This is a genomic window from Streptomyces sp. NPDC058231 (genome assembly GCF_042882275.1).
GTDB lineage: Bacteria > Actinomycetota > Actinomycetes > Streptomycetales > Streptomycetaceae > Streptomyces.
The window spans coordinates 1-21,424 of sequence record NZ_JBHVWN010000066.1; the positions used below are offsets into that span (position 1 = coordinate 1).

Here is a 21,424-nt window from a genome sequence, read left to right on the forward strand (position 1 = left end):
GTGCGGCGCCTTGCGAAAGGGCGCCGCACGGCCCGCCCCGCCGCGCCATGATGGGCGCCATGGTCTCCCTGCTGCTCGCACTCGCTGTTCTCGTCACCGGCCTCTACGCGCTCAACTCGGCGCTCGCGCAGTCCGAGGGCGCCGACGACAGCGCCGCCCGGCGGGCGTTCGAGACCCGCTGGAACAACCTCCACCGGATCCGCACCGCGCTCTCGACCGGGGCCTTCGCGCTGCTGGTGGCCGCCGCGGTGTAGGGCTCACGCCAGGTGGAAGACCTCGGCCAGCGGGACCATCGCCTCGTCGGCCGCCTCCGGCTGCTCGAAGAAGTCCGCCATCTCCTGCTGCCAGCGGGTGTTGACCCCGGTCCGGGCCATCGCGGTGCGCGCCGCCTCGAAGTCCTCGGTCTCCAGGTAGCCGACGAGCAGTCCGTCCTCGCGCAGGAAGAGCGAGTAGTTGTGCCAGCCGGCCGCGGAGAGTGCGGCGAGCATCTCCGGCCAGACGGCGGTGTGCCGTCGGCGGTACTCGTCGACGCGGTCCTTGCGTACCTGGAGCAGAAAACAGACGCGCTGCATGGGCCAAGTCCTTTGCCGCGATCACGGAAGGCGGGGCGCCCACCGGGTTGAAAGGTTTCAACCCCGGGGCGCGGGAGTCAAGCCCCGAGGACCCGGCGCGGTACCCGACGGGAATTGCGCGGCCGCGACGTGCAACCCTCGGCCGCCACCGGCCGTCTAAGCGTGTGCAGTACAGCGATTGTGCGTACGCCGTACGGCCGCACGACGACGAGCCCGTGAATCCCTCCCGGACATCGCGAACCACCCCGACTCTCAACGAAGGAGCCCACGTGGCATCCCGAGCCCTCGGAACCACCGTGGTCCTCGCCATCACCGTGGCGACCGCCGTGATCACCCTGCCCGCCGCCCAGGCGACGACGCCCGCGGCCGCCGGGGCGACCCCGACCGCCGCAGCGGCGCCCGCGGCCGCCCCGGCCTCCCGCCGCGACGACTTCAACGGCGACGGGTACCCGGACCTGGCGTTCGCCGCGCCCGGCGCCACCATCGACGGCAAGGCCGGGGCGGGTTACGTGGGTGTGGTGTACGGCTCCGCGAAGGGCCTGCAGACCGCGACCAAGCAGGTCCTGACCCAGGGTTCGGCGGGGATCCCCGACACCCCCGAGGCCGATGACGCGTTCGGCAGCTCGGTGGTCTCCGCCGACCTCGACAAGGACGGGTACAGCGACCTGGTGGTCGGTGCGGGCGGCGAGCGCGCCGGTACGGCCGAACTCGCCGGTTCGCTCACCGTCGTCTGGGGCGGCCCGAAGGGGCTCTCGGGGGGCGCGACCCTGATGAGCGGCGGAGAGCAGTACGACGGGCTCGGCACACACACGGCCGTCGGCGACTTCGACGGCGACGGCTCGGTGGACATAGCCACGGTCAAGCGGAACGACATCGAGGTGCTCTCCGGCCCGTTCGGGCGCGACGGCAGCACGTCCGAGCCCGTCGCCGCGATCCCGGACCTCGACGACCTGCGCTACATGGACGTGGCCGCGGGCGACTTCAACGGTGACGGCCGTGACGACCTCGCCGGCGTCGTCCACGACGGCGACGAGTACGACGCCCGCCGCATCCTCGTACGCAACGGCGGCGCCGACGGGCTCGCCGCGGAGTACGGCATCGTCCTGGGTGCAGGCGGCAGCCGGCTCCAGGGCGGCGAGCACATCACCGCGGGCAATGTGAACGGCGACCGGTACGCAGATCTCGTCGTCGGCCGGTCGATCGACGGCTACGACAGCGACCTCGACACCCCGCTCGCCAAGGGCGGCATGATCACCTACATCCCGGGCGGCGCCACCGGCCCGCAGGGCGCCAAGGCCAAGTCCTTCAACCAGGACAGCTCCGGCGTCCCGGGCGCCGCCGAGGCGGGCGACGCCTTCGGTTCCGACCTGTCGATCGGCGACATGAACGGGGACGGCTACGGCGACGTCGCCGTCGGCACCCCGGGCGAGGACCTCGGCACGACGAGCAACGCCGGCTCCGTCCTGATCCTCCCCGGCACCGCCTCGGGCCCCACCGGCACCGGCACGCTGGGCTTCAACCAGGACACCGCGGGCGTGGCCGGGGTGGCCGAGAAGGACGACAAGTTCGGCGGCGCCGCACGGCTGGCCGACTTCAACTCCGACGGCCGCGCCGAACTGGCCGTCGGAGCCCCGGGCGAGAACACCGGCGAAGGCTCGCTCTGGGTCTTCCCGGCCACCGCCTCCGGTCTGACGGCCACCGGGTCGTTCACCTTCGGCCACGGCACCCTGGGCACGGTCGCCAAGGGTGCGGGGCTGGGATCCACCTTCAACCGCTGAGCCGTTGCCGGAGTCCCGGGGTGGGGCAGGCTCCACCCCCGGGACCCCGGCAGCACCGATGGTCCCGGCGGAACACGTCTTCTACGGTGATGCGATGCACCCACAGAACGTGTGGCAGGCCCTGTCCGGACCCCGCTACCTGCTGTCGTCGTGGCCCTGGCGTTCGGCCGGATACCTGCTGAGCGGGGCGGCGGCAGGCGTCGTCGTGCTGGTACCGGTCACGCTCGCCGTGGTGCTCGGCAGCGCGCTGTCCCTCGTGGCGGTCGGGCTGCCGCTGCTCGCCCTGACGGCTCTGACCGGGCTCCCGGTGGGAGCCATGGAACGGGCCAGGCTCCGGCTGATGGGCCGGGCGGCGCTGCCCGGCCCGCACCGTCGTCCGGCCGAGCCCGGACTGTGGAGCTGGCTGACGTTCCGTTACCGGGAACCGGCCACCTGGCGGGAGTTCGCGTACGCGCTGCTGCTGGCCACCGTGTTGTGGCCGCTCGACGCCCTGGCGCTGGCCGCGTGCGTCGCCGTCCCGCTGTCGCTGATGTCCACCCCCGCGGTGATGCACGTGTACGGGAACGGCGAAGAGGCCCGGGTGGTCAAGGAGTGGACGGTCACCGGCCGGCCCGAGGCCGTCGCCGTCGCCGCCGTCGGCCTCGTACTCCTCGCGCTCGGCGGCTACTTCCTCGGTCCGCTGGCCGGAGCGAGAGCGGCGCTGACCCGCCTCCTGATCCTCGACAGGGACGACGGACCAGGGGACAGGGTCACCGAACTCACGCGCTCCAGGATGCGGCTGGTCGACGCCTTCGAGGCGGAACGCCGCCGTATCGAGCGCGATCTCCACGACGGGGCCCAGCAGCGCATCGTCGCCCTCACCATGACGCTGGGACTCGCCCGCCTCGACGCCCCGCCCGGCCCGCTCGCCGACCAGCTGACCAAGGCCCACCAGGAGGCCGGCCAAGCCCTGGCGGAGCTGCGCGAACTCATCCACGGCATCCACCCCAAGGTCCTTGCCGACTACGGCCTGGAGGCAGCCGTCTGCGACGCGGCCGACCGCTCCGCGACCCCTGTCGACCTGGACCTGGCCCTGCCCGGGCGCTTCCCGGAGGCCGTCGAGGCGGCCGCGTACTTCGTGGTCCGCGAGGCGCTGGCCAACATCGCCAAGCACAGCGGCGCCAGCCGCGCCGAGGTGTCCGGTGGTCACGCTGCGGGCCGGCTGTTCCTGGAGATCCGGGACGACGGGCGCGGCGGTGCGCGAACCGGCGGTGGTACCGGTCTGACCGGACTCGCCGACCGGGTGTCCGTACTGGATGGCAGACTTGCGCTGTCCAGCCCGACCGGTGGGCCGACCCTGCTGCGTGTGGAGATCCCTTGCGAGTGGACCGATCGCTCCGCGTAGTGCTGGCCGAGGACAGCGTGCTGCTCCGCGAAGGTCTCATCGGGCTGCTCACCCGCTGCGGTCACCAGGTGCTCGCCGCCGTCGGTGACGCCGAGTCGCTCCTCGACGCGGTCGCCGAACACGCCCCGGACATCGTGGTCACCGACGTAAGGATGCCGCCCGGTCTCCAGGACGAGGGGCTGCGGGCGGCCGTGGAGCTACGCGGGAAGCAGCCCGCTCTGCCGGTGCTGGTGCTCAGCCAGTACGTGCAGCGTACGTACGCAGCCGATCTTCTCGACTCCGGGGACGGCTCCGGTGTCGGCTATCTGCTCAAGGACCGGGTCGGCCAGGTCGAGGAATTCATCGACGCCCTGCGGGAGGTCGCGGACGGGGGCACCGTCGTGGACCCGGAGGTCGTACGCCAGCTCCTGCGCCGCCGCCGCGACCCGCTGGAGCGGCTCACCGCCCGCGAGAGGGAGGTGCTCGCCCTGGTCGCCCAGGGCAGGTCGAACGGGGCGATCGCACGCACCCTGGTGGTCTCCGAGGCCGCGGTGGGCAAGCACATCGGCAACATCCTCGCCAAGCTGGACCTTCCGCCGGCCGACGAGACGCACCGGAGGGTACTGGCGGTGCTCGCCTTCCTGCGCGCGTAGCCCTCCCGCCCGCCCGGCTCCTCCGGTCGCGCTTCCGCCGCCGACGTCACCGCGGGCCCCACCGTCCGGCCCTCGGCAGCCGGAACCCGGCCTGCGCGGGCATCGCGCCCCGCTGCCCGGTGCAGCCGCCCTTGCGCGGGCGCGACGGGCGGGTACCCGTACGTACACTTGTAGGGGCAAAATCACTCATTCCGGGTGCCCTGTCCTACGCGGGTCCGCGGAGGGATGTGAGCGATGGCTGAGCGGCTCGTCATGGATGAGATCGGCGCGGCACGGCTTCGAATGATCATCGAAGCGGGTGTCGAACTGCATGGCGCCGATCTGCTGGGCTTCGCGCTGGAACACGCGGTGACCGAGGCCGGCGGGCTGGGCGGGATGGTCCACCTGCGGGGCCCGGGCGGCCGGGGGCTGCTGCTGATGGCGACCAGCGGGATCGTCCGCACCGTGGCCGAGGACTGGGAGGAGATCGAGGAGCGCGGCGGGACGGCGCCGGCCCGCGCGGTGGCCGACGGCGTCCCGGTGTGGACGCCCGCCGGGGACGGCGAGGACCGCGACGAGGAGGCGGGCGCGTCGCGCGGGCGCCGCAGGGAGGCCCCCGGGGCCGAGCACGGCACCGCGAACGGCGCGGAAGGCAGCACTGCGCGCGCCGCGGAGGATGACGGCACGGGATCCGCCGCCGGCCTCGGCCGCCACCCGCGCTCGGCCGCGCCCTGGTCGCCGAACTCCGCCCTGCCCAGGGGCAGCGGGCTGCTGGCCGTCCCGCTGCTCACCCCGGACGGAGCGGTGGGGGCACTCTCCGTTCTGACCGTCGGCGAGGGACAGCCGACGCCACGGCAGCAGTCGGCTGTCGAGATGCTTGCGGCGTGGGCCGCCCTGCGATTGCGGGATCGCTCGGTCGGCCGGGACGGGGCCGACACCGGGCGGCTGGGGAAGGAGCCGCCCGTCACCCGGCTCCGGCAGGCGCTGGAAGCCATCAAGGTGGGGTCCTGGGAATGGGACCTGGCCACCGGCGACCAGCTGTGGGACGAGCCGACCCTCGCCATCCTCGGTATGGAGGGGCAGTCACCGAATCAGTCCTTCGAGACGTGGACGGGGCTGGTCCACCCCGACGACCTGCCGTGGCTGCTGGTCGAGTTCGAGCAGGCGGTCCGTAACCGCGGGGTCTCCGCGGTGGAGTACCGGATCCGCCGCCCGGACGGGACCACCGGCTGGGTCAGCTCGCGCGGCCGGGTCCTGGCGGGGGAGAACGGCGGCTCCGCCCGCATGGTCGGCACGGTGTGGGACACCACCGAGAGCCGGATCGCCCGGGACTCGGTCAGCCGCGCGCTGCTCCACATGAGTGACGCGTTCTTCGCGGTCGACAGAGAGTGGCGGATCACCTTCGTCAACGTGGAGGCGGAGCGGCTGCTGGGGGTCTCGCACGAACTGCTCGGGCGGAATCTGTGGGACGCCCTCACCGAGATCGGCATCGACGCCGCGGAGCTCGGCCTGGAGTCGTGCTACCGGCGGGCGGTCGACAACGGCGCACCGCTCGGCTTCGAGGTGCGGTGGCCGACCAACCGGCGCAGGTACAACATGCGGGTGGTCCCGGTACCGGACGGGCTGACGGTGTACGCCGCGGACGTCACCGACATCCGTTCGCGGGAGGCCGAGACCGCCGCCGCGGAACGTGTCAGGGCCGACCGCAACGCCCGCATCACCGAGCTGGCCGGCGCCCTCGCCGAGGCGCTGACGATGCAGGACGTACTGAACGCCGCCGCGACACGGGTCATGGCGCCGTTCGGCGCCACCGGCCTCGTCGTGCATCTCATCGAAGGGGACTCGGTGCGGATCGCCGGTTCGGTCGGATACCCGACGTCCTTCTTCGACGACATCGACGGAGTGCCCGTCGGTGAGGTGTCCCCGGTCGACGAGGTGCACCGCACCAGGATGCCGGCCTTCATCGACTCGGTGGACGAATACATCGAGCGGTACCCCACGATGGCCGGCCGGCCGGCCGAGTCCATGAAGGCCTCCTGGGCGTTCCTGCCGCTGATCGTCTCCGGCCGTTCCATCGGCTGCTGCGCGGTCTCCTTCAGCGAACCGCGGCACCTCGGTGGGGAGGAGCGGACCCTGCTCATCACGCTCAGTGGCCTGATGGCGCAGGCCATCGAGCGCGCCCGGCTGTTCGACGCCGAGCACATGAGGGCCAAGGCGCTCCAGCGCGGACTGCTGCCGACCGCCCTGCCGGAGATGTGCGCGGTCACCACAGCCGCCCGCTACATCGCCGCGAACGAGGGCATCGAGGTCGGCGGCGACTGGTACGACGTGATCCCGCTGTCCGGCGCCCGGGTGGCACTGGTCATCGGCGACGTGATGGGGCACGGACTCTCCGAGGCGGCCACCATGGGCCGGCTGCGTACCGCCGTGCACACGCTCGCCGACCTCGAGTTCTCGCCCGCCGAACTCCTCACCCGCCTCAACGACCTGGTGAGCGACCTCGGCGACGACTTCTTCGCCACCTGTCTGTACGCCGTGTACGACCCCGCCACCTGTACGTGCACGTTCGGCTCCGCCGGGCATCCCCCGCCGGCCGTCGTGCGCCCGGACGGCACCGCCGAATTCCTCACCCACGTGCCGGATCCTCCGCTGGGGGCCGCCCGCCCGCCCTTCGAGACCACTCAGGTCGTCCTGGACCGGGACAGCCTGCTGGTGCTCTACACGGACGGGCTGATCGAATCCGCCACCAGGGACATCGACCAGGGCATGCACCACCTGACGAAGGCGCTGGTCGGCGCGGCGGCTCTGCTGGACCGGGGTGAGGGCCAGGACCGGGGCGAGGAGGCGTCGCTCTCGCTGGAGCGGCTCTGCGACGACGTCGTGGCGGAGCTGCTGCCGGGCACGCAGCTCATGGACGACGCCGCGCTGCTTGTCGCCCGCACCCATGCGATTCCGGCCGACTCCATCGCCACCTGGACACTCTCCGACGGTCCGATCGCCGCCAGCGAGGCCCGTAACCATGTCCGGAACCAGCTGGCGGGCTGGCAACTCGACGATCTCGCCATGACCGCCGAACTGCTGGTCAGTGAACTGGTCGGAAACGCCGTCCGGTACGGCAGAAGCCCCATCGCGCTCCGGCTGCTGCGCGCCGAGGGGCTGATCTGCGAGGTCTCCGACGGCAGCCTGTCCACGCCGCGCATCCGCAACGCCGCGGAGACCGACGAGGGCGGCCGCGGACTGCAACTGGTCGCGACCCTCGCACAGCGCTGGGGAGCCCGGTACACCGCCACCGGCAAGTGCATCTGGACCGAACAGCAGGTGCCCTGAGCGGGCCCTCCGCCGCTCAGTGCACCTGCACCGCCGTGTCCGGCGTCAGGGAGCCGTCAGGGTCCCCACCGCCCGGTGTCGCCGTCGCCGCGCCGGGCGGAGGCTGGATGCGGGGGAGGTCACTTCGAGCCTGTGAGGTGGAGTCATGAGGTTCCCGCTTCCCGACGCGGCCGCGGTCACCGCCGGGGTCGTGGCCCCGTTCCTGGTGGCGCTGGCGCTGGTGCCCCTGCGTACGGACGTCACGCACACCAACCTCGCGCTGGTGCTCGTGGTCGTGGTCGTCGCGGTCTCGGCGCTCGGCAACCGTCTCGCCGGCGCCGTCGCCGCCCTGTCGGCCGCCGCCTGGTTCGACTTCTTCGGCACCGCGCCGTACCAGAGCTTCCAGGTCCAGGGCCGGGCCGACCTCGAGACCGCCGTGCTGCTTCTCGCCGTCGGCCTGGCGGTTTCCCAACTGGCCGCACGGGCCAGGACCCTCAAGAAGGTCGCCGTCACGGACGCCTCGCACCTGGAGCGCCTCCACGGCACGACCCGGCTGGCCCGGTTCAGCACCTCCTCCGACGCCGTCGTCCAGCGGGTGCGGCAGGAGCTCATGGACGTGCTGGAGCTGCGCCGGTGCCGCTTCGAGTACGGGGTGCTGGTCGGCCGCCCGCCGCGGCTCGCCCCCGACGGGACGGTGCAGGTGGCGGGCTGGATCTGGGACGTGGACAAGCAGGGCTGGCCGGACGGCGAGGTGGAACTGCGGGCCACCGCCAACGGCCGCTACCAGGGACGGTTCATGATGACGCCCGAGCCGGGCGCCGCACCGCCGCCGCTGGAGGCCCGGCTGGTCGCCACCGATCTGGCGGCCCAGGCGGCAGCCGCACTCGCCCCTTCCGTCCCCGCACGGGCCTGAGGTGACGCGCGGTCAGCCCGTCGCACACCCGGATCCACAGGTGAGGATCTACAGGATCCTCACCTGTGGCAGGAGTCGTAGGGGAGAAGCGGGGGTTCGCTCATCGCGGCGGGTCGGCCGCCATCCGGCAGGCACCGTTCGCGGCGCCGCCCGCCACGCCCGCCCCGGTCAGGGCACTCACACAGCCCTGCAGGTCGCCGTGGACGCCCTGGGTGCACGCCGCTCCGACGGCGTCCGAGACGTCGATGCCCGACCGCTGGACCATGTTCGTGCAGGCCGGGATGTCCGCGTGGGCGGCGGGGGCGGCGTAGGCAACGCCGCCGAGTGCGAGGGTCAGACCGGTGAGGATTCCGGCTGTACGGGCCGACGTGCGCATGGGAGCCACCTGCTCTCAGGGGTTGGTCGGGGGCTCGCGGACTCAAGGCGCCGAGCAGTGGAAGCGGCCGGTGGACAACTGTGATCCCGGGTCCCCGCATCCGTCGGCTCCGCAGGACCGCCCCTTCTCCGTCCGACGCTAGAACAGTCCGCCGCCGCGCGCACTCCGGCCCGACGGCGGCACGGCAGACACGGCCGGAGCGCCCCGCATCAACCCGGTGGCAGCCGCGCGGCACCGGACCGCCCCCACCGTGACCTGGGGCCGGTCCGGCGCTTATGCGTTCGCTACGCCGCCCTCGCTACCGTGCGGTGACCTGAAAAAAGGCCCTCCCGAGGGAGGGCCCATGGTTGCGCGGCAATGCGCCCCCGGCAGGACTCGAACCTGCGGCCAAGCGCTTAGAAGGCGCCTGCTCTATCCACTGAGCTACGGGGGCCGGATGGTGGCCTCGGCGGCCTGGAGCCCCTGGGACCGGGCGGGTCCGTGACCCTGCCGGGACAAGGATAGGGCTCCGATCGCCTCGACCCGGTTGCTTCACCTGCGTGGCACGATGTGTAGGTTCGGTGAAGCGAACCGATAATCGCAGGTAGGTGCGGACTGCGCATCGCTTTTGACGTCCCACGCCCCGGGTGTTGTGCACTCGTTATGCCTGAGTCCCACTCGCCCCCTCTGTCCCGACGGCCTAACCGGCGCGCAGAGGGGGCTATACGCTTCAAAAAGGCTCCAAAATTGGGCATTCTTCGCATGTGGTGACCATGGACGTACGGCCTCAGCTCATCGACGCACTTTCCGCCCTGCGCGACCGTGTCGCTGCCGTGCGTCTCCCACTGCCGCTCCCCGGGGCGACGCGCGCCCGGCAGACCAGGGTCGAGCTGCTCGCCCAGCTCGACGACTACCTGCTTCCCCGGCTCAAGGATCCCGAATCACCGCTGCTCGCGGTCATCGGCGGATCCACCGGCGCCGGGAAGTCGACACTCGTCAATTCGCTCGTCGGACGGCGGGTCAGCGAGGCCGGAGTGCTGCGGCCGACCACCCGGACGCCCGTCCTTGTCTGCCATCCGGATGATCATCACTGGTTTGCCGGTTCCCGGGTACTGCCGCAGCTGACCCGGGTCTGGCTGCCGCCGGGGGAGTCCGCGGATCCCGGCCTCCGCGACGAGCTCGACGGACTCGACGAGCACGCGGGGGAGGACACGACCGCGCTGCGGATCGAGACCGCTGCGAGCCTGCCGCGCGGGCTCGCGCTGCTCGACGCCCCCGACATCGACTCCCTCGTCGTACGCAACCGGGTGCTGGCCGCTCAACTCATCTCCGCCGCCGACGTCTGGGTCATGGTGACCACCGCCTCCCGGTACGCCGACGCGGTGCCGTGGCATCTGCTGCGTACGGCCAAGGAGTACGACGCCTCCCTCGTCACCGTCCTCGACCGGGTACCGCACCAGGTGATCTCCGAGGTGTCGCGGCAGTACGGGGCGCTGCTGACCAAGGCAGGCCTCGGGGAGGTGCCCCGCTTCACCATTCCGGAGCTGCCCGAATCGGCGGGCGGCGGCAGTGGACTGCTGCCCACCACCGCGGTCGCGCCGTTGCGGGCCTGGCTCAGCCACCGCGCGCAGGATCCGGCCGCCCGTCAGCAGGCGGTGGGGCGTACGGCGGCCGGGGTCATCGACTCGCTGGACGTACGGATGCCGGAGCTGGCCGGGGCCGTCGCCGCCCAGTACGCGGCAGCGGTGCGCCTCACCGGCGTGGTCGAGGACGCCTACCGGAGGGAGGGCGCCCGGGTCCGGCGGCGGCTGCAGAAGGGCGGCGTGCTCTCCGGGGACGCCCGCACGCTGTGGCGCGGATACCCGCTCTACAGCTCGTCCGAGGAACTGCTCGACGCACTGGTGGAGAGCCTCGCCGTGTTGCTGCAGTGCGCCGTGGCCGCGGCCGACGAACAGATCCGCACGACGTGGCGGCGCGAGCCCGCAGCCGCCGTGTTCGGGTTCGAGAACACCGGCCGGGAAGCCGGCGGGTGGGGTCCCGCCGAGGACATCCGGGGCCGGATCGCCATGGCCGTACGGCGGTGGCGGCGGGTCCTGGAGGAGCTGGCCGAGGAGGAGGTGCGCCGGCTGGAACGAAACGCCGCACCCGACGCCGAGACGGTGGCCGCGCTGCTGGCCGCCGCGCTGCTCGGCGGCCGCCGCGCCCGCAGCGCCGGGGAGCAGCTCGCCGAACGCATCAGTGCCCAGGGCGCGCTGCGGCTGTGCGACAGCGGCGGGGCGCTGCTGACCACCTGTCTCGACCGGGTGCTGGGCAGTGAACGTGACCGGCGGCTGGCGCCGCTCGACGCACTGGACGTGGCCCCGGAGTCGCAGGCCGAACTGATCGCCGCGCTGTCCGTACTGCAGAAGGAGAGGTGGCAGCGTTGACTGCCGTCACTGACCAGGATCACGGCCAGGACCAGGACCAGGACAGGAACCGGACCGAAGGGCCCCACGGCCGGATGCCCCTCGACGGTCCCCGGAGCATCCCCGGGCCCGCCGGCCGCTGGGACGACGGGCTCATCGCCCGGCGGGCCGTGGCCGCCCCCGAGGAACCCGGTCCCGAGACCGCCCCCGACGACGACGTACGTCGGCGGGTCGAGGCATACGTCCCCTCCGACACCCCGCTCCGGCCACGGCTCGACGCGCTGCGCGAACTCGTCGGGCTGTCCAGGGCCCGGCTCGACCGGACCACGCTCGCCGAGGCGGGGCGCGTGCTCGACGAAGCCGCCACCCGGCAGCGGCTCTCCTCGCGGCACACCGTCGTCGCGATCGCCGGGGCGTCCGGCAGCGGCAAGTCGACCCTCTTCAACGCCTTGGCGGGCGCGCAGATCTCCGACGCCGGGCTGCGCCGGCCGACCACCGCGGCGCCCCTCGCCTGCTCCTGGACCGACGGCGCCGCCGGACTGCTGGACCGGCTCGCCATTCCCGGCCGGCTCAGGCGCAGGCCGCAGCAGGCCGGTACGGAGGCGGACGAGGCGCTCCAGGGCCTCGTACTCGTCGACCTGCCCGACCACGACTCGGCGGCCACCGGGCACCGCGAGCAGGTGGACCGGGTGCTGGCGCTGGTCGACGCGGTGATCTGGGTCGTCGATCCGGAGAAGTACGCGGACGCGGCCCTGCACGAGCGCTACCTGCGGCCGCTGGCCGGCCACGCGGAGGTGACGTTCGTGGTCCTCAACCAGGTGGACCGGCTGCCCGGCGACGCCGCCGACCAGGTCCTCGACGATCTGCGAAGGCTCCTCGACGACGACGGCATGGCACTCGGTGAACACGGCGAACCGGGCGCCACCGTCCTGTCCCTGTCCGCCCTCACCGGCGAGGGCGTCGGCGAACTGCGCGAACTGCTGGGCCGGTTCGTCCAGGAACGCACGGCGGCCGCGCGCCGGCTCTCCGCAGACGTGGACGTCGCGGCGGCGAAACTGCGACACGTCTACGTCGCCGAGGGGCGGCCGGGACTCGGCGAGCAGGCCCGCGAGGAGTTCGCCGAACGGCTGGGCGAGGCGGTCGGGGCGGCAGCCGCCGGCCAGGCCGCGGAACGCGAGTGGCGCAGGAACGCCGGGCGGGCCTGCGGCACGCCGTGGCTGCGGCTGTGGCGCTGGTACGAGTCCACCCGGCGCCCCGGAAGCCTGGACCGGGCGGCAGCGCTGCCCGCACCGCCGGAGGAGCAGCTCACCGCGCGGCAGTGTGTCGAGCAGGCGGTACGGACGGTGGCCGATGCCGCCGCGGACGGGCTGCCCGGCCCCTGGGCGCAAGCGGTCCGTGAGGCCGCGGTGCACGGGGCGGACGGACTGCCGGAAGCCCTGGACGAGCTCGCGGAGCGGGCCGCGGGCGGGGGGAGGGTCGGAGCAGCGGCCGGGGACACGGGAGCCGAACCGGTGGCGGCGGCCGACGGCGCCGACGGCGGGGCTCCCATGGCCACCGGCGTGGCCGGTGGACCGGCCGCGGCGCAGGGCGGACGGACGGGCGGAAAGCCGCCGCGGCCCGCATGGTGGCCCGCCGCCGTGCTGGCACAGGCATCGATGACCCTGCTGCAGATCTTCGGCGGTCTCTGGCTGTTGGGCCAGATCGTCGGCGTGCTCGAGCCGGGCCTGCTCACACCCGCACTGGTGATGCTGACCGGGGTCATCGGTGGCCCGCTGGTCGAATGGTCGTGTGCGGCCGCCGCCCGGGGCCCCGCGCGGCGGTACGGGCAGGAGGCCGAGCGGCGCCTGCGCGAGGCGGCGGCGGCCTGCGGCCGGGCGAGGGTGCTCGATCCGGTGGCGGCCGAACTGGTGCGGTACCGGGAAGTGCGCGAGCGGTACGTGGCGGTGACGGAGTTTTCCACAACTGTCCGGTAGTCCACAGCTCTCAGCAGGATTTCCGCCTCCCCTTCAGCATGGGATCAGTGACCGCGTGGCAGCGGGCACCGAGCCGAAGGGGAGGCGGAAGTATGAACGAGACCGTGGTGACACTGGTGGGCAATGCGGCGACCGGGGTGGAATTCCGGGAGACGGCGACCGGCGGAATGGCGCGATTCAGGTTCGCCGTCACAGCGCGCCGCTGGGACCGGGAGCAGCAGTTGTGGACGGACGGGCACACCAGCTTCTACACCGTGTGGGCGTGGCGCACGCTGGCGGCCAATCTCGCGGGATCCGTCGCCGTCGGCGAACCACTCGTGGTGCACGGCCGGTTGAAGGTGCGCGAGGAGCAACGGGACGGACAGCACCGCACGTTCGTGGACATCGAGGCGGTGGCGGTCGGGCACGACCTGACGCGGGGAACGGCGGCCTTCCGGCGGGTGCTGAAGGGGGAGCCGATGCTCACGGCCCGCGTGAGCAGGAGGAACGCTCCGGAGGCGGAAAAGCCGCCGCCCGCCGGGCGGGGCAGGCGTCGGGAGGCAGGGAAGGTGACTGCCGCAGCGGATGCGACGGGGTGTCAGGAGCAGCTTCCGGAAATGGCATCGGCGCCGTGACCGGAAATGAGCGAACGGGCCGGACGCGGCGCGGAGGCCGATGACCCACCGGCGATAACGATTATGAGTCGGAATGGTTGTACGAGGGTATGACGGGGGATTGTGCTTCGCCGTTTCCTTAGGATTCCCCAGTACTCACAGGGCACTTGAGTCGACTGGCGGGACAAGCCCCACACGCGCATCAGGCGCGAGGATCCCGCCCGGAGGGGACATCTGTGTTTTCTGCTTCTTCAGCGATTGCTTCATCGTCCACTGCGGGGACCGTTCGCCCGCGTAGCCGGGGCTTTGCCCGGCTGGCCGCATCGGTGGCGGCATCCGGACTGGTCATAGCGGGCGCCCTCGTCGGCACCGGCACGGCGGTTGCCGACGAGGCGCCCCAGCACCAGGGCGGCGCGTCCGCCGTTCTGGACGGGTTGAAGACCTACGACGGCGCCGTGCTCACCACGGACGGCAAGAAGCAGAATCTGGCCGCCGGGCTCTTCGAGATGACCGTCGAAGGCGGCGGCAAGCTCAAGACGTACTGCATCGACATCCACAACCCCACCCAGGACCAGGCGAAGTACCTGGAGACCCCCTGGAACCAGACCTCGCTCGGCACGAACAAGGACGCGGGCAAGATCCGCTGGATCCTGGAGCACTCCTACCCGCAGGTCGACGACCTCGCGGCGCTCGCCGACCAGGCCGGCACCGGCCCGCTCACCGAGCGGACCGCGGCGGCAGGCACCCAGGTCGCCATCTGGCGCTACTCGGACAACGCCGATGTCAAGGCCAACGACCCGCAGGCCGAGAAGCTCGCCGACTGGCTGAAGGACAACGCCCAGGACGTCGCCGAGCCCAAGGCCTCCCTCGCCCTGGACCCGGCCGCGGTCTCCGGCCGGTCCGGTGAGCGGCTCGGACCGGTCACCGTCCGTACCAACGCCGGCCAGGTCTCCGTGGCCCCGCCCGCCGACTCCGCCAGTGGCGTCAAGGTCACCGACAAGAGCGGCAAGCCCGTCACCACCGCCGCCGACGGCAGCGAGCTCTACTTCGACATTCCGGCGGGCGCCGCCGACGGCAGCGCCGCGCTGACCGTCCAGGCCACCACCTCCGTGCCGGTCGGCCGGGCCTTCGCCGGAGTGACCAAGAGCCAGACGCAGATCCTGGCCGGCTCCAGCGAGACCACGGTCTCCGCGGCCGCCACCGCCACCTGGGCCAAGAAGGGCGCCATCCCCGCGATCACCGCGAAGAAGGACTGCGCCAAGGGCGGCGTCGACGTCACCGCCGGCAACGAGGGCGACGAGGCGTTCACCTTCGAGCTGGCCGGCGTGAAGCACACCGTCGAGGCCGGCGCCACCGAGACGGTCACCGTCCCGGTCGGCGAGGACCAGGCGTACAACTTCACGATCACCGGTCCCGGCGGGTTCACCAAGACGTTCAAGGGCGTCCTGGACTGCAAGACCAGTGGCACCACCACCGGCGGAACCGACACCCAGACCGTCGACCAGCCCGCACCGGCCACGGCCGGCGGCAGCTCGGCCGGGACCGGTGGCGACCTCGCCGAGACCGGCAGCTCCAGTGCCACCCCGGTCATCGCCGGTGTCGCCATCGCCCTGGTCGTCATCGGCGGCGGCGCGGTCTTCTTCCTCCGCAAGCGCAAGACGCAGTCCTCGGGCCCGTCCGCCGGCTGACGGACGCGCCTGAGCGGCATGTGACACGTCCGGATCAGACCGTCACGACGCCCTGACGGCAGCCCCGGTACGCATCCGCGTACCGGGGCTGCCGCATGTCCGGGCGGCCTCGGTGCCTTCAGCCGGATGATTACGCCGTCGGCCCTGTCCGGTGCGGCGGAACGGGTTGTGGAGGCGCTGCCCGCGCGGGTTGGATGAGCACGTGCAGAAGAGCGACGACCATACGAGAACCGGTAGCAGGCTGACGACGTTCGGCTGCCTCGCGGGGCTGGCCGTCGCCCTCGTCATTCCTGTGACGCTGTTCGTCACGGTCATGTTCTTCGGACTGCCGACCCCCTGAGCGCTGTCCCGTCTCGCGCCGGATCCCCGTACGGGCCCTGGTGGGTCCCGGGCGTTGATCTGGCCGGCGGAGTCGGTGCCGATCCCTTTCTGCGAGTGATCGGCGAGTCTGTGAGTGATCGGCGAGTGCGGGCTGTGCGAGGACACCTTCGTGGAGCTGGGCGAAGAGTTCGTGCGGGAACCTTCGGAAACGCTCCGCGGGCCTTCCTCTGCCGTCATGCCTCGTCGCTCCCATTGCCCTGGGCGACCATCGGGACTCCGTTGGTCGGGATGGTCGAGTACAGGGGCGTCATCCGGCTTCTGCCGGCACATCGGGCGTCACGGAGCGTAGCCACTGTCGCCGAGAATGGAACCAACCGGATGTCTCGCCCCCGAGAACATGCTGTTCGCATCCCGTACGACACGCAAGCGGAGGAATCTGACCTCCGGGCTGGCGGAAATGGATCCGTGTCACCTCGTGCTGCCGTCGGTCCGTCGCGCCGAACCGGCCCGTCCGGGGCAACGCCTCGGTGTCCGTGGAGCGATATCTTCGCCTTACCGACACCCCGGATCGGCGCGGTGCGTCGTGCTGAAACGGCGCTGATAGGCCGCTGGGCTGATCGACATTTCTCTCGCGAAAACTCTCCGCATGCTCTCGTAACTCGGGAATCCGACAAGGGATGCCGCCCGCGTTGCGGTGTGCCCTTGGTCGAGCAGAGCTTTTGCCATGTCGAACCGGATCATCTCCACGTACCGGGCCGGCGTGGTGGACAGTTCGTCGTGAAAGAGCCGCGTGAGATGCCGAGAACTCAAGTTCATGTACTTGGCGAGCTCGCCGGGTGAGTGATTTCCAGCGGGATCAGCCGTCACCAAGTCGGTGATCCTACGGATGACCGGAGACCGGGGTGGCGGTCCTTGCAGTGGGGCGGAGAACTGTGACTGGCCGCCTGAACGCTGCACATAGACCACCAGGGCGCGGGCGACATCGCGGGTCAGATCAGGGCCGTGATCCTCCTCGACGAGTGCCAGTGCCAGGTCGATGCCGGCGGTCACGCCCGCCGAGGTGTACGTGGTGCCGTCGCGAACGTATATCGCATCAGGTTCGATCCGGCTGGTCCGGCACCGGGCGGCGAGCTCGTGCGCGACCTTCCAGTGCGTGGTCGCATGCTTGCCTTCCAGGAGACCGGCGGCGCCGAGGACGAATGCTCCGGTGCAGATGGACGCGACCCGGTCGGCCCGGAGCGCCAGGGTCCGCGTGGCCTCGACCAGATCGCGGGGGACAGGACTCCGCGGATAGAGGTCTGCGCCGGCCACCAGGAAGGTGTCGGGAGCGGACTGCGAGGCGGCGGCGTCGACGGCGACCCGGATCCCGATGGACGAGGTGACGTCGGCGCCGGTCGGTGACGCCAGCACGATCTGGTAGTCCGCACCGCATCGGTTCGCTTCCGCGAACACCTCCGCGGGGCCGGCGACGTCCAGCAGCGTGACCCCGTCATGGACGAGGATCACGACCCGATGCGTGGCGGTGTCCATGCCCCCGCTCCCCGCCCGTCCGGATTCAGGTGACTCATGGCGGGACCGAGGTGGCGCCGACGGCCCGGTGGTCGGCAATGTGGAAGACGGACTCACCGTCCATTCGTAGCACGCCGACGACGGAAAGCGCAGAGGTCATGACTGAGACCATCGCAGGGGTGGAGATTCCCGAAACAGAGGCGGTCGTCGAATCCACCCGCCTCATTCAGAAGATGACCAGCCCCCTCATCTACCATCATTCCCGGCGCGTTTTCGTCTTCGGCGTCATTCATGCCCGCAGGCTCGGTCTGCAGCCCGACCCGGAGCTGCTCTACCTGTCCGCCATGTTTCATGACACCGGCCTCTTGACGCCCTTTTCCGATGTGGAGCAGCGCTTCGAGGTCGATGGAGCTGACCATGCACGCAAGTTCATGCTCGACCGCGGTTTCCCGACCACCGCCGCGGACGTGGTCTGGACGGCTGTCGCGCTGCACACGACGCCGGGAGTCCCTGGCCGGATGGGCCCGGAGATCGCCATCACGAATTTCGGCGTCCTGACCGACGTGATCGGCTTGGGTCTGGACGAGCTGGATCGCGCCCAGGTGGAAGAGATCATCGCCGTCCATCCGCGGGGCGACTTCAAGAACGAGTTCCTGCAGGCCTTCGTGGACGGACTCAAGTACCGCCCGGAGACCACGAACGGAACCGTGAACGCGGACGTGCTGGAGCACTTTGTTCCCGGCTTCCGTCGCACGACCACGGTCGAGCGCATCGTCGGTGCGCCCTGGCCGAGCTGATCGGAGAGCCATGAGGAACGGGGAGAGCTCCCCGTCGGGCGCCGAGCGGCGGCGTCGCCGTGCCGCCCGGGGCGGCTGCGGCCTCGCGTTCTTCCAGCTCAGCGGTGGTCCGATCGGTCCGGCCAGGCCGGATCGCCTGCCACTCGCGCGCGATGCGCAGGGATCCGCCCCTGTGTGTGGCCGGGCCGTCCGTGGGCCGTCAAAGAGGGTCAACACCGACCGTCAGTGATCGTCCCTGGGCCGTCCCTGGGACGTCCCTGGGCCGTGCGAGGGTGCTCGGCAGTGATCGGTGGCGACAACCAGTGACAGGTCGGCTACGCGCGCGAATGAAGAAAGGGCAGGTCACAGGGGACTGATGAGACGGGTTTCCATCCGGGGGTGGACGTCAGGCAAGATGGGGTGTATCTGCCCACACATCGATTGCCGGACGGTTTCTCTTGGCTGAGTACATCTACACGATGCGCAAGACGCGCAAGGCGCACGGCGACAAGGTGATCCTTGACGACGTCACGCTGAGCTTCCTGCCCGGCGCCAAGATCGGTGTGGTGGGCCCCAACGGTGCCGGTAAGTCCACGGTGCTGAAGATCATGGCCGGTCTGGAGCAGCCGTCCAACGGTGACGCGTTCCTGTCGCCCGGGTTCAGCGTCGGCATCCTCATGCAGGAGCCGCTGCTCGACGAGTCGAAGACCGTGCTGGAGAACGTCCAGGACGGCGCCGCCGAGATCATGGGCAAGCTCAAGCGCTTCAACGAGGTCGCCGAGCTCATGGCGACCGACTACTCGGACGCGCTGATGGACGAGATGGGCAAGCTCCAGGAGGACCTGGACCACGCCAACGCCTGGGACCTGGACGCCCAGTTGGAGCAGGCCATGGACGCGCTGGGCTGCCCGCCCGGCGACTGGCCGGTCGTCAACCTCTCCGGTGGCGAGAAGCGCCGTGTCGCGCTCTGCAAGCTGCTGATCGAGGCCCCGGACCTGCTCCTCCTCGACGAGCCCACCAACCACCTCGACGCCGAGTCGGTGAACTGGCTGGAGCAGCACCTCTCGAAGTACGCGGGCGCCGTCGTCGCCGTCACGCACGACCGGTACTTCCTCAACAACGTCGCCGAGTGGATCCTCGAGCTGGACCGCGGCCGCGCGATCCCGTACGAGGGCAACTACTCCACGTACCTCGACAAGAAGGCCTCCCGCCTCAAGGTCGAGGGCCGCAAGGACGAGAAGCGCGCCAAGCGGCTCAAGGAAGAGCTGGAGTGGGTCCGCTCCAACGCCAAGGGCCGGCAGACCAAGTCCAAGGCGCGTCTCGCCCGGTACGAGGAGATGGCGGCCGAGGCGGACAAGATGCGGAAGCTGGACTTCGAGGAGATCCAGATCCCGCCGGGCCCGCGACTCGGTTCCATCGTCGTCGAGGTCGAGAACCTCTCGAAGGCCTTCGGCGACAAGGTCCTCATCGACGACCTGTCGTTCACGCTGCCGCGCAACGGCATCGTCGGCGTCATCGGTCCGAACGGTGCGGGCAAGACCACGCTGTTCAAGATGATCCAGGGCCTGGAGACGCCGGACTCCGGTTCGGTCAAGATCGGTGACACGGTCAAGATCTCCTACGTCGACCAGAGCCGCGCCAACATCGACCCCAAGAAGACCCTCTGGGCGGTCGTGTCGGACGAGCTCGACTACATCAACGTCGGCCAGGTCGAGATGCCGTCCCGGGCGTACGTGTCCGCGTTCGGCTTCAAGGGCCCGGACCAGCAGAAGCCGGCCGGTGTGCTCTCCGGTGGTGAGCGCAACCGCCTCAACCTGGCGCTGACGCTCAAGGAGGGCGGCAACCTGCTGCTCCTCGACGAGCCCACCAACGACCTCGACGTCGAGACCCTGTCCTCGCTGGAGAACGCCCTCCTGGAGTTCCCGGGCGCCGCAGTGGTCATCTCCCACGACCGCTGGTTCCTGGACCGGGTCGCCACGCACATCCTGGCGTACGAGGGCGACTCCAAGTGGTACTGGTTCGAGGGCAACTTCGAGTCGTACGAGAAGAACAAGGTCGAGCGCCTCGGTGCCGATGCGGCCCGCCCGCACCGCGCCACGTACAAGAAGCTCACGCGAGGCTGATCGTCTTGGCTCGTCACATCTACAGCTGCCCCCTGCGCTGGTCGGACATGGATGCCTTCGGCCACGTCAACAACGTGGTCTTCCTCCGCTACCTGGAGGAGGCGCGCATCGACTTCATGTTCCGGCTGGCGCCGGGGGACGGCTCGCCGTCCTTCTCGGGCGGGTCCGTGGTGGCCCGGCACGAGATCGACTACGTGCGCCCGCTGGTCCACCGGCACGCACCGGTGACCGTCGAGTCGTGGGTCACGAAGATAGGTGCCGCGTCGCTGACGATCTCGTACGAGATCAAGGACCCGGACCAGGTGTACGTACGGGCTTCGACCGTCGTCGTGCCCTACGACCTGGCCGAGGAGCGGCCCCGGCGCATCTCCGCGGAGGAGAAGCTCTTCCTCCAGGAGTTCATGGCCGAGGAGCCCGCCGCGGCATGACGGTGACCGTGCAGTCGCTGCAGTTCGCCGACGCGAGGGAGGCGGCGGATCTCGCCGCCTTCCTCGGTCGGCTGCTCCACTACGACCGGGCGGCCGCCGTTCGGCTGCAGGCCGGCGGCGGCACCCTGGCCGTGTTCGGCAGGCCGCCGTCGTTCGAGGTCCTCGCGATCCGGACGGCCCGGCTGGCCGAACCCGCCGACTTCGACGTCACCGTCTCCGCCGGTGAGTTCCTCGAATCACTCGACGTCGGTACCGGGGACGCCCCCGGCCCCCGGCCCGCGTCTGTCACCGGGCCGCCGTGGACGGGCATCCTCCCGCCGCGCGGCGGCTGGCAGGAACGGCCGGGACTGCCCGGCCCGGTCTCCCTGCGCGCCGCTCTGACCGCCGCGGTGGCCGAGTTCCGCTCCCGTGACCACGCGCTGCCGGCGGACCGCCGCACCAGGGCGGAACGGGACCTGATCGGCCGCGAGATCTGGTCGCGCACGGTGGGCGACACGGCGCTCCCGCTGCGCGCCGTGCACGCCGCCCAGTCCCTCGGCTTCCTCCGGCCGGCCCCGGACTTCCCGGTCGCCCTGCTCATCTCCGGTCCGTGGCTGCGGCTGCGCACCCCGTTCGGCTCGATCGCCGTACGCGGCGGGGGCGGCGGACTCGGCAACCTCGCGGTGACGGTCGGCGCCCGCTGACGGCGA

The 21,424-nt window shown here is 71.3% G+C and carries 18 protein-coding genes and 1 tRNA gene; 15 read left to right on the forward strand and 4 right to left on the reverse strand.

Features of this window, described 5'->3' with window-relative positions; translation table 11 throughout:
• Nucleotides 1-254, forward strand: a 254-nt coding sequence (locus ACFVXE_RS30930) for an anthrone oxygenase family protein (protein WP_389676145.1), incomplete at its 5' end; no start/stop codon positions are given.
• A gap of 3 nt (nt 255-257) precedes the next feature.
• On the opposite strand, the gene ACFVXE_RS30935 is transcribed toward ACFVXE_RS30930, so the two are convergent.
• The gene (locus ACFVXE_RS30935; RefSeq protein ID WP_389676147.1) at nt 258-572 is read right to left on the reverse strand and encodes an L-rhamnose mutarotase; all 315 of its coding nucleotides are present in this window, start codon (nt 570-572) and stop codon (nt 258-260) included.
• A gap of 269 nt (nt 573-841) precedes the next feature.
• Between ACFVXE_RS30935 and ACFVXE_RS30940 the strand changes: the two genes are divergently transcribed.
• The 5 genes from ACFVXE_RS30940 (at nt 842) to ACFVXE_RS30960 (ending at nt 8,564) form a co-directional block, all read left to right on the forward strand.
• Entirely contained in the window at nt 842-2,350 is a 1,509-nt protein-coding gene (locus ACFVXE_RS30940) for an FG-GAP-like repeat-containing protein (protein ID WP_389676148.1), read from the forward strand.
• 94 nt (nt 2,351-2,444) lie between these two features.
• Nucleotides 2,445-3,734, forward strand: coding sequence for a sensor histidine kinase (locus tag ACFVXE_RS30945; protein WP_389676149.1), 1,290 nt, complete (start codon nt 2,445-2,447; stop codon nt 3,732-3,734).
• Nucleotides 3,707-4,366, forward strand: a complete 660-nt coding sequence (locus ACFVXE_RS30950; RefSeq protein ID WP_389676151.1) for a response regulator — start codon at nt 3,707-3,709, stop codon at nt 4,364-4,366. The genes ACFVXE_RS30945 and ACFVXE_RS30950 overlap by 28 nt, the downstream gene beginning before the upstream one ends.
• Before the next feature lie 234 nt (nt 4,367-4,600).
• Nucleotides 4,601-7,672 (forward strand): SpoIIE family protein phosphatase, encoded by a 3,072-nt coding sequence (locus ACFVXE_RS30955; protein WP_389676153.1) that lies wholly within the window; start codon nt 4,601-4,603, stop codon nt 7,670-7,672.
• Nucleotides 7,673-7,817: 145 nt separating this feature from the next.
• A complete protein-coding gene (locus ACFVXE_RS30960) occupies nt 7,818-8,564 on the forward strand; it encodes a DUF4118 domain-containing protein (protein ID WP_389676154.1) in 747 nt (248 codons plus the stop codon).
• Between the two features lie 100 nt (nt 8,565-8,664).
• Here ACFVXE_RS30960 and ACFVXE_RS30965 read toward each other — a convergent pair whose 3' ends face one another.
• Both ACFVXE_RS30965 and ACFVXE_RS30970 read right to left on the reverse strand, forming a co-directional pair.
• Nucleotides 8,665-8,940, reverse strand: coding sequence for a hypothetical protein (locus tag ACFVXE_RS30965; RefSeq protein WP_389676155.1), 276 nt, complete (start codon nt 8,938-8,940; stop codon nt 8,665-8,667).
• Between the two features lie 360 nt (nt 8,941-9,300).
• Nucleotides 9,301-9,373, reverse strand: a tRNA-Arg gene (locus ACFVXE_RS30970).
• 319 nt (nt 9,374-9,692) lie between these two features.
• Here ACFVXE_RS30970 and ACFVXE_RS30975 point away from each other — a divergent pair.
• The 5 genes from ACFVXE_RS30975 (at nt 9,693) to ACFVXE_RS30995 (ending at nt 15,918) form a co-directional block, all read left to right on the forward strand.
• Nucleotides 9,693-11,345, forward strand: a complete 1,653-nt coding sequence (locus tag ACFVXE_RS30975) for a dynamin family protein (protein ID WP_389676156.1) — start codon at nt 9,693-9,695, stop codon at nt 11,343-11,345.
• Nucleotides 11,342-13,297, forward strand: a complete 1,956-nt coding sequence (locus tag ACFVXE_RS30980) for a YfjP family GTPase (protein ID WP_389676158.1) — start codon at nt 11,342-11,344, stop codon at nt 13,295-13,297. Before ACFVXE_RS30975 ends, ACFVXE_RS30980 begins: the two co-directional genes overlap by 4 nt.
• 92 nt (nt 13,298-13,389) lie before the next feature.
• The gene (locus tag ACFVXE_RS30985; protein ID WP_389676160.1) at nt 13,390-13,911 is read left to right on the forward strand and encodes a single-stranded DNA-binding protein; all 522 of its coding nucleotides are present in this window, start codon (nt 13,390-13,392) and stop codon (nt 13,909-13,911) included.
• 215 nt (nt 13,912-14,126) lie between these two features.
• Complete coding sequence (locus tag ACFVXE_RS30990; RefSeq protein WP_389676161.1) at nt 14,127-15,578, forward strand: LAETG motif-containing sortase-dependent surface protein; 1,452 nt, start codon at nt 14,127-14,129, stop codon at nt 15,576-15,578.
• A 202-nt stretch (nt 15,579-15,780) separates the two neighbouring features.
• Entirely contained in the window at nt 15,781-15,918 is a 138-nt protein-coding gene (locus tag ACFVXE_RS30995; protein ID WP_389676163.1) for a hypothetical protein, read from the forward strand.
• 533 nt (nt 15,919-16,451) lie between these two features.
• Here ACFVXE_RS30995 and ACFVXE_RS31000 read toward each other — a convergent pair.
• Nucleotides 16,452-17,429, reverse strand: coding sequence for a GlxA family transcriptional regulator (locus ACFVXE_RS31000; RefSeq protein ID WP_389676164.1), 978 nt, complete (start codon nt 17,427-17,429; stop codon nt 16,452-16,454).
• A gap of 137 nt (nt 17,430-17,566) precedes the next feature.
• Between ACFVXE_RS31000 and ACFVXE_RS31005 the strand changes: the two genes are divergently transcribed.
• From ACFVXE_RS31005 to ACFVXE_RS31020, 4 genes are all read left to right on the forward strand, one after another.
• Nucleotides 17,567-18,205 (forward strand): HD domain-containing protein, encoded by a 639-nt coding sequence (locus tag ACFVXE_RS31005; protein WP_389676165.1) that lies wholly within the window; start codon nt 17,567-17,569, stop codon nt 18,203-18,205.
• Nucleotides 18,206-18,642: 437 nt separating this feature from the next.
• Nucleotides 18,643-20,307 (forward strand): energy-dependent translational throttle protein EttA, encoded by a 1,665-nt coding sequence (ettA, locus tag ACFVXE_RS31010; RefSeq protein WP_389676167.1) that lies wholly within the window; start codon nt 18,643-18,645, stop codon nt 20,305-20,307.
• 5 nt (nt 20,308-20,312) lie between these two features.
• The gene (locus ACFVXE_RS31015; protein ID WP_389676168.1) at nt 20,313-20,735 is read left to right on the forward strand and encodes an acyl-CoA thioesterase; all 423 of its coding nucleotides are present in this window, start codon (nt 20,313-20,315) and stop codon (nt 20,733-20,735) included.
• The gene (locus tag ACFVXE_RS31020) at nt 20,732-21,418 is read left to right on the forward strand and encodes a hypothetical protein (protein WP_389676170.1); all 687 of its coding nucleotides are present in this window, start codon (nt 20,732-20,734) and stop codon (nt 21,416-21,418) included. Before ACFVXE_RS31015 ends, ACFVXE_RS31020 begins: the two co-directional genes overlap by 4 nt.
• Nucleotides 21,419-21,424: the final 6 nt, after the last annotated feature.

Coding starts and splice junctions, on each gene's coding strand:
- ACFVXE_RS30935 (WP_389676147.1), bottom strand. CDS start 572: ATGCAGCGCGTCTGTTTTCTGCTCCAGGTACGCAAGGACCGCGTCGAC.
- ACFVXE_RS30945 (WP_389676149.1), top strand. CDS start 2,445: ATGCACCCACAGAACGTGTGGCAGGCCCTGTCCGGACCCCGCTACCTG.
- ACFVXE_RS30955 (WP_389676153.1), top strand. CDS start 4,601: ATGGCTGAGCGGCTCGTCATGGATGAGATCGGCGCGGCACGGCTTCGA.
- ACFVXE_RS30960 (WP_389676154.1), top strand. CDS start 7,818: ATGAGGTTCCCGCTTCCCGACGCGGCCGCGGTCACCGCCGGGGTCGTG.
- ACFVXE_RS30965 (WP_389676155.1), bottom strand. CDS start 8,940: ATGCGCACGTCGGCCCGTACAGCCGGAATCCTCACCGGTCTGACCCTC.
- ACFVXE_RS30975 (WP_389676156.1), top strand. CDS start 9,693: ATGGACGTACGGCCTCAGCTCATCGACGCACTTTCCGCCCTGCGCGAC.
- ACFVXE_RS30985 (WP_389676160.1), top strand. CDS start 13,390: ATGAACGAGACCGTGGTGACACTGGTGGGCAATGCGGCGACCGGGGTG.
- ACFVXE_RS31000 (WP_389676164.1), bottom strand. CDS start 17,429: ATGGACACCGCCACGCATCGGGTCGTGATCCTCGTCCATGACGGGGTC.
- ACFVXE_RS31005 (WP_389676165.1), top strand. CDS start 17,567: ATGACTGAGACCATCGCAGGGGTGGAGATTCCCGAAACAGAGGCGGTC.
- ACFVXE_RS31020 (WP_389676170.1), top strand. CDS start 20,732: ATGACGGTGACCGTGCAGTCGCTGCAGTTCGCCGACGCGAGGGAGGCG.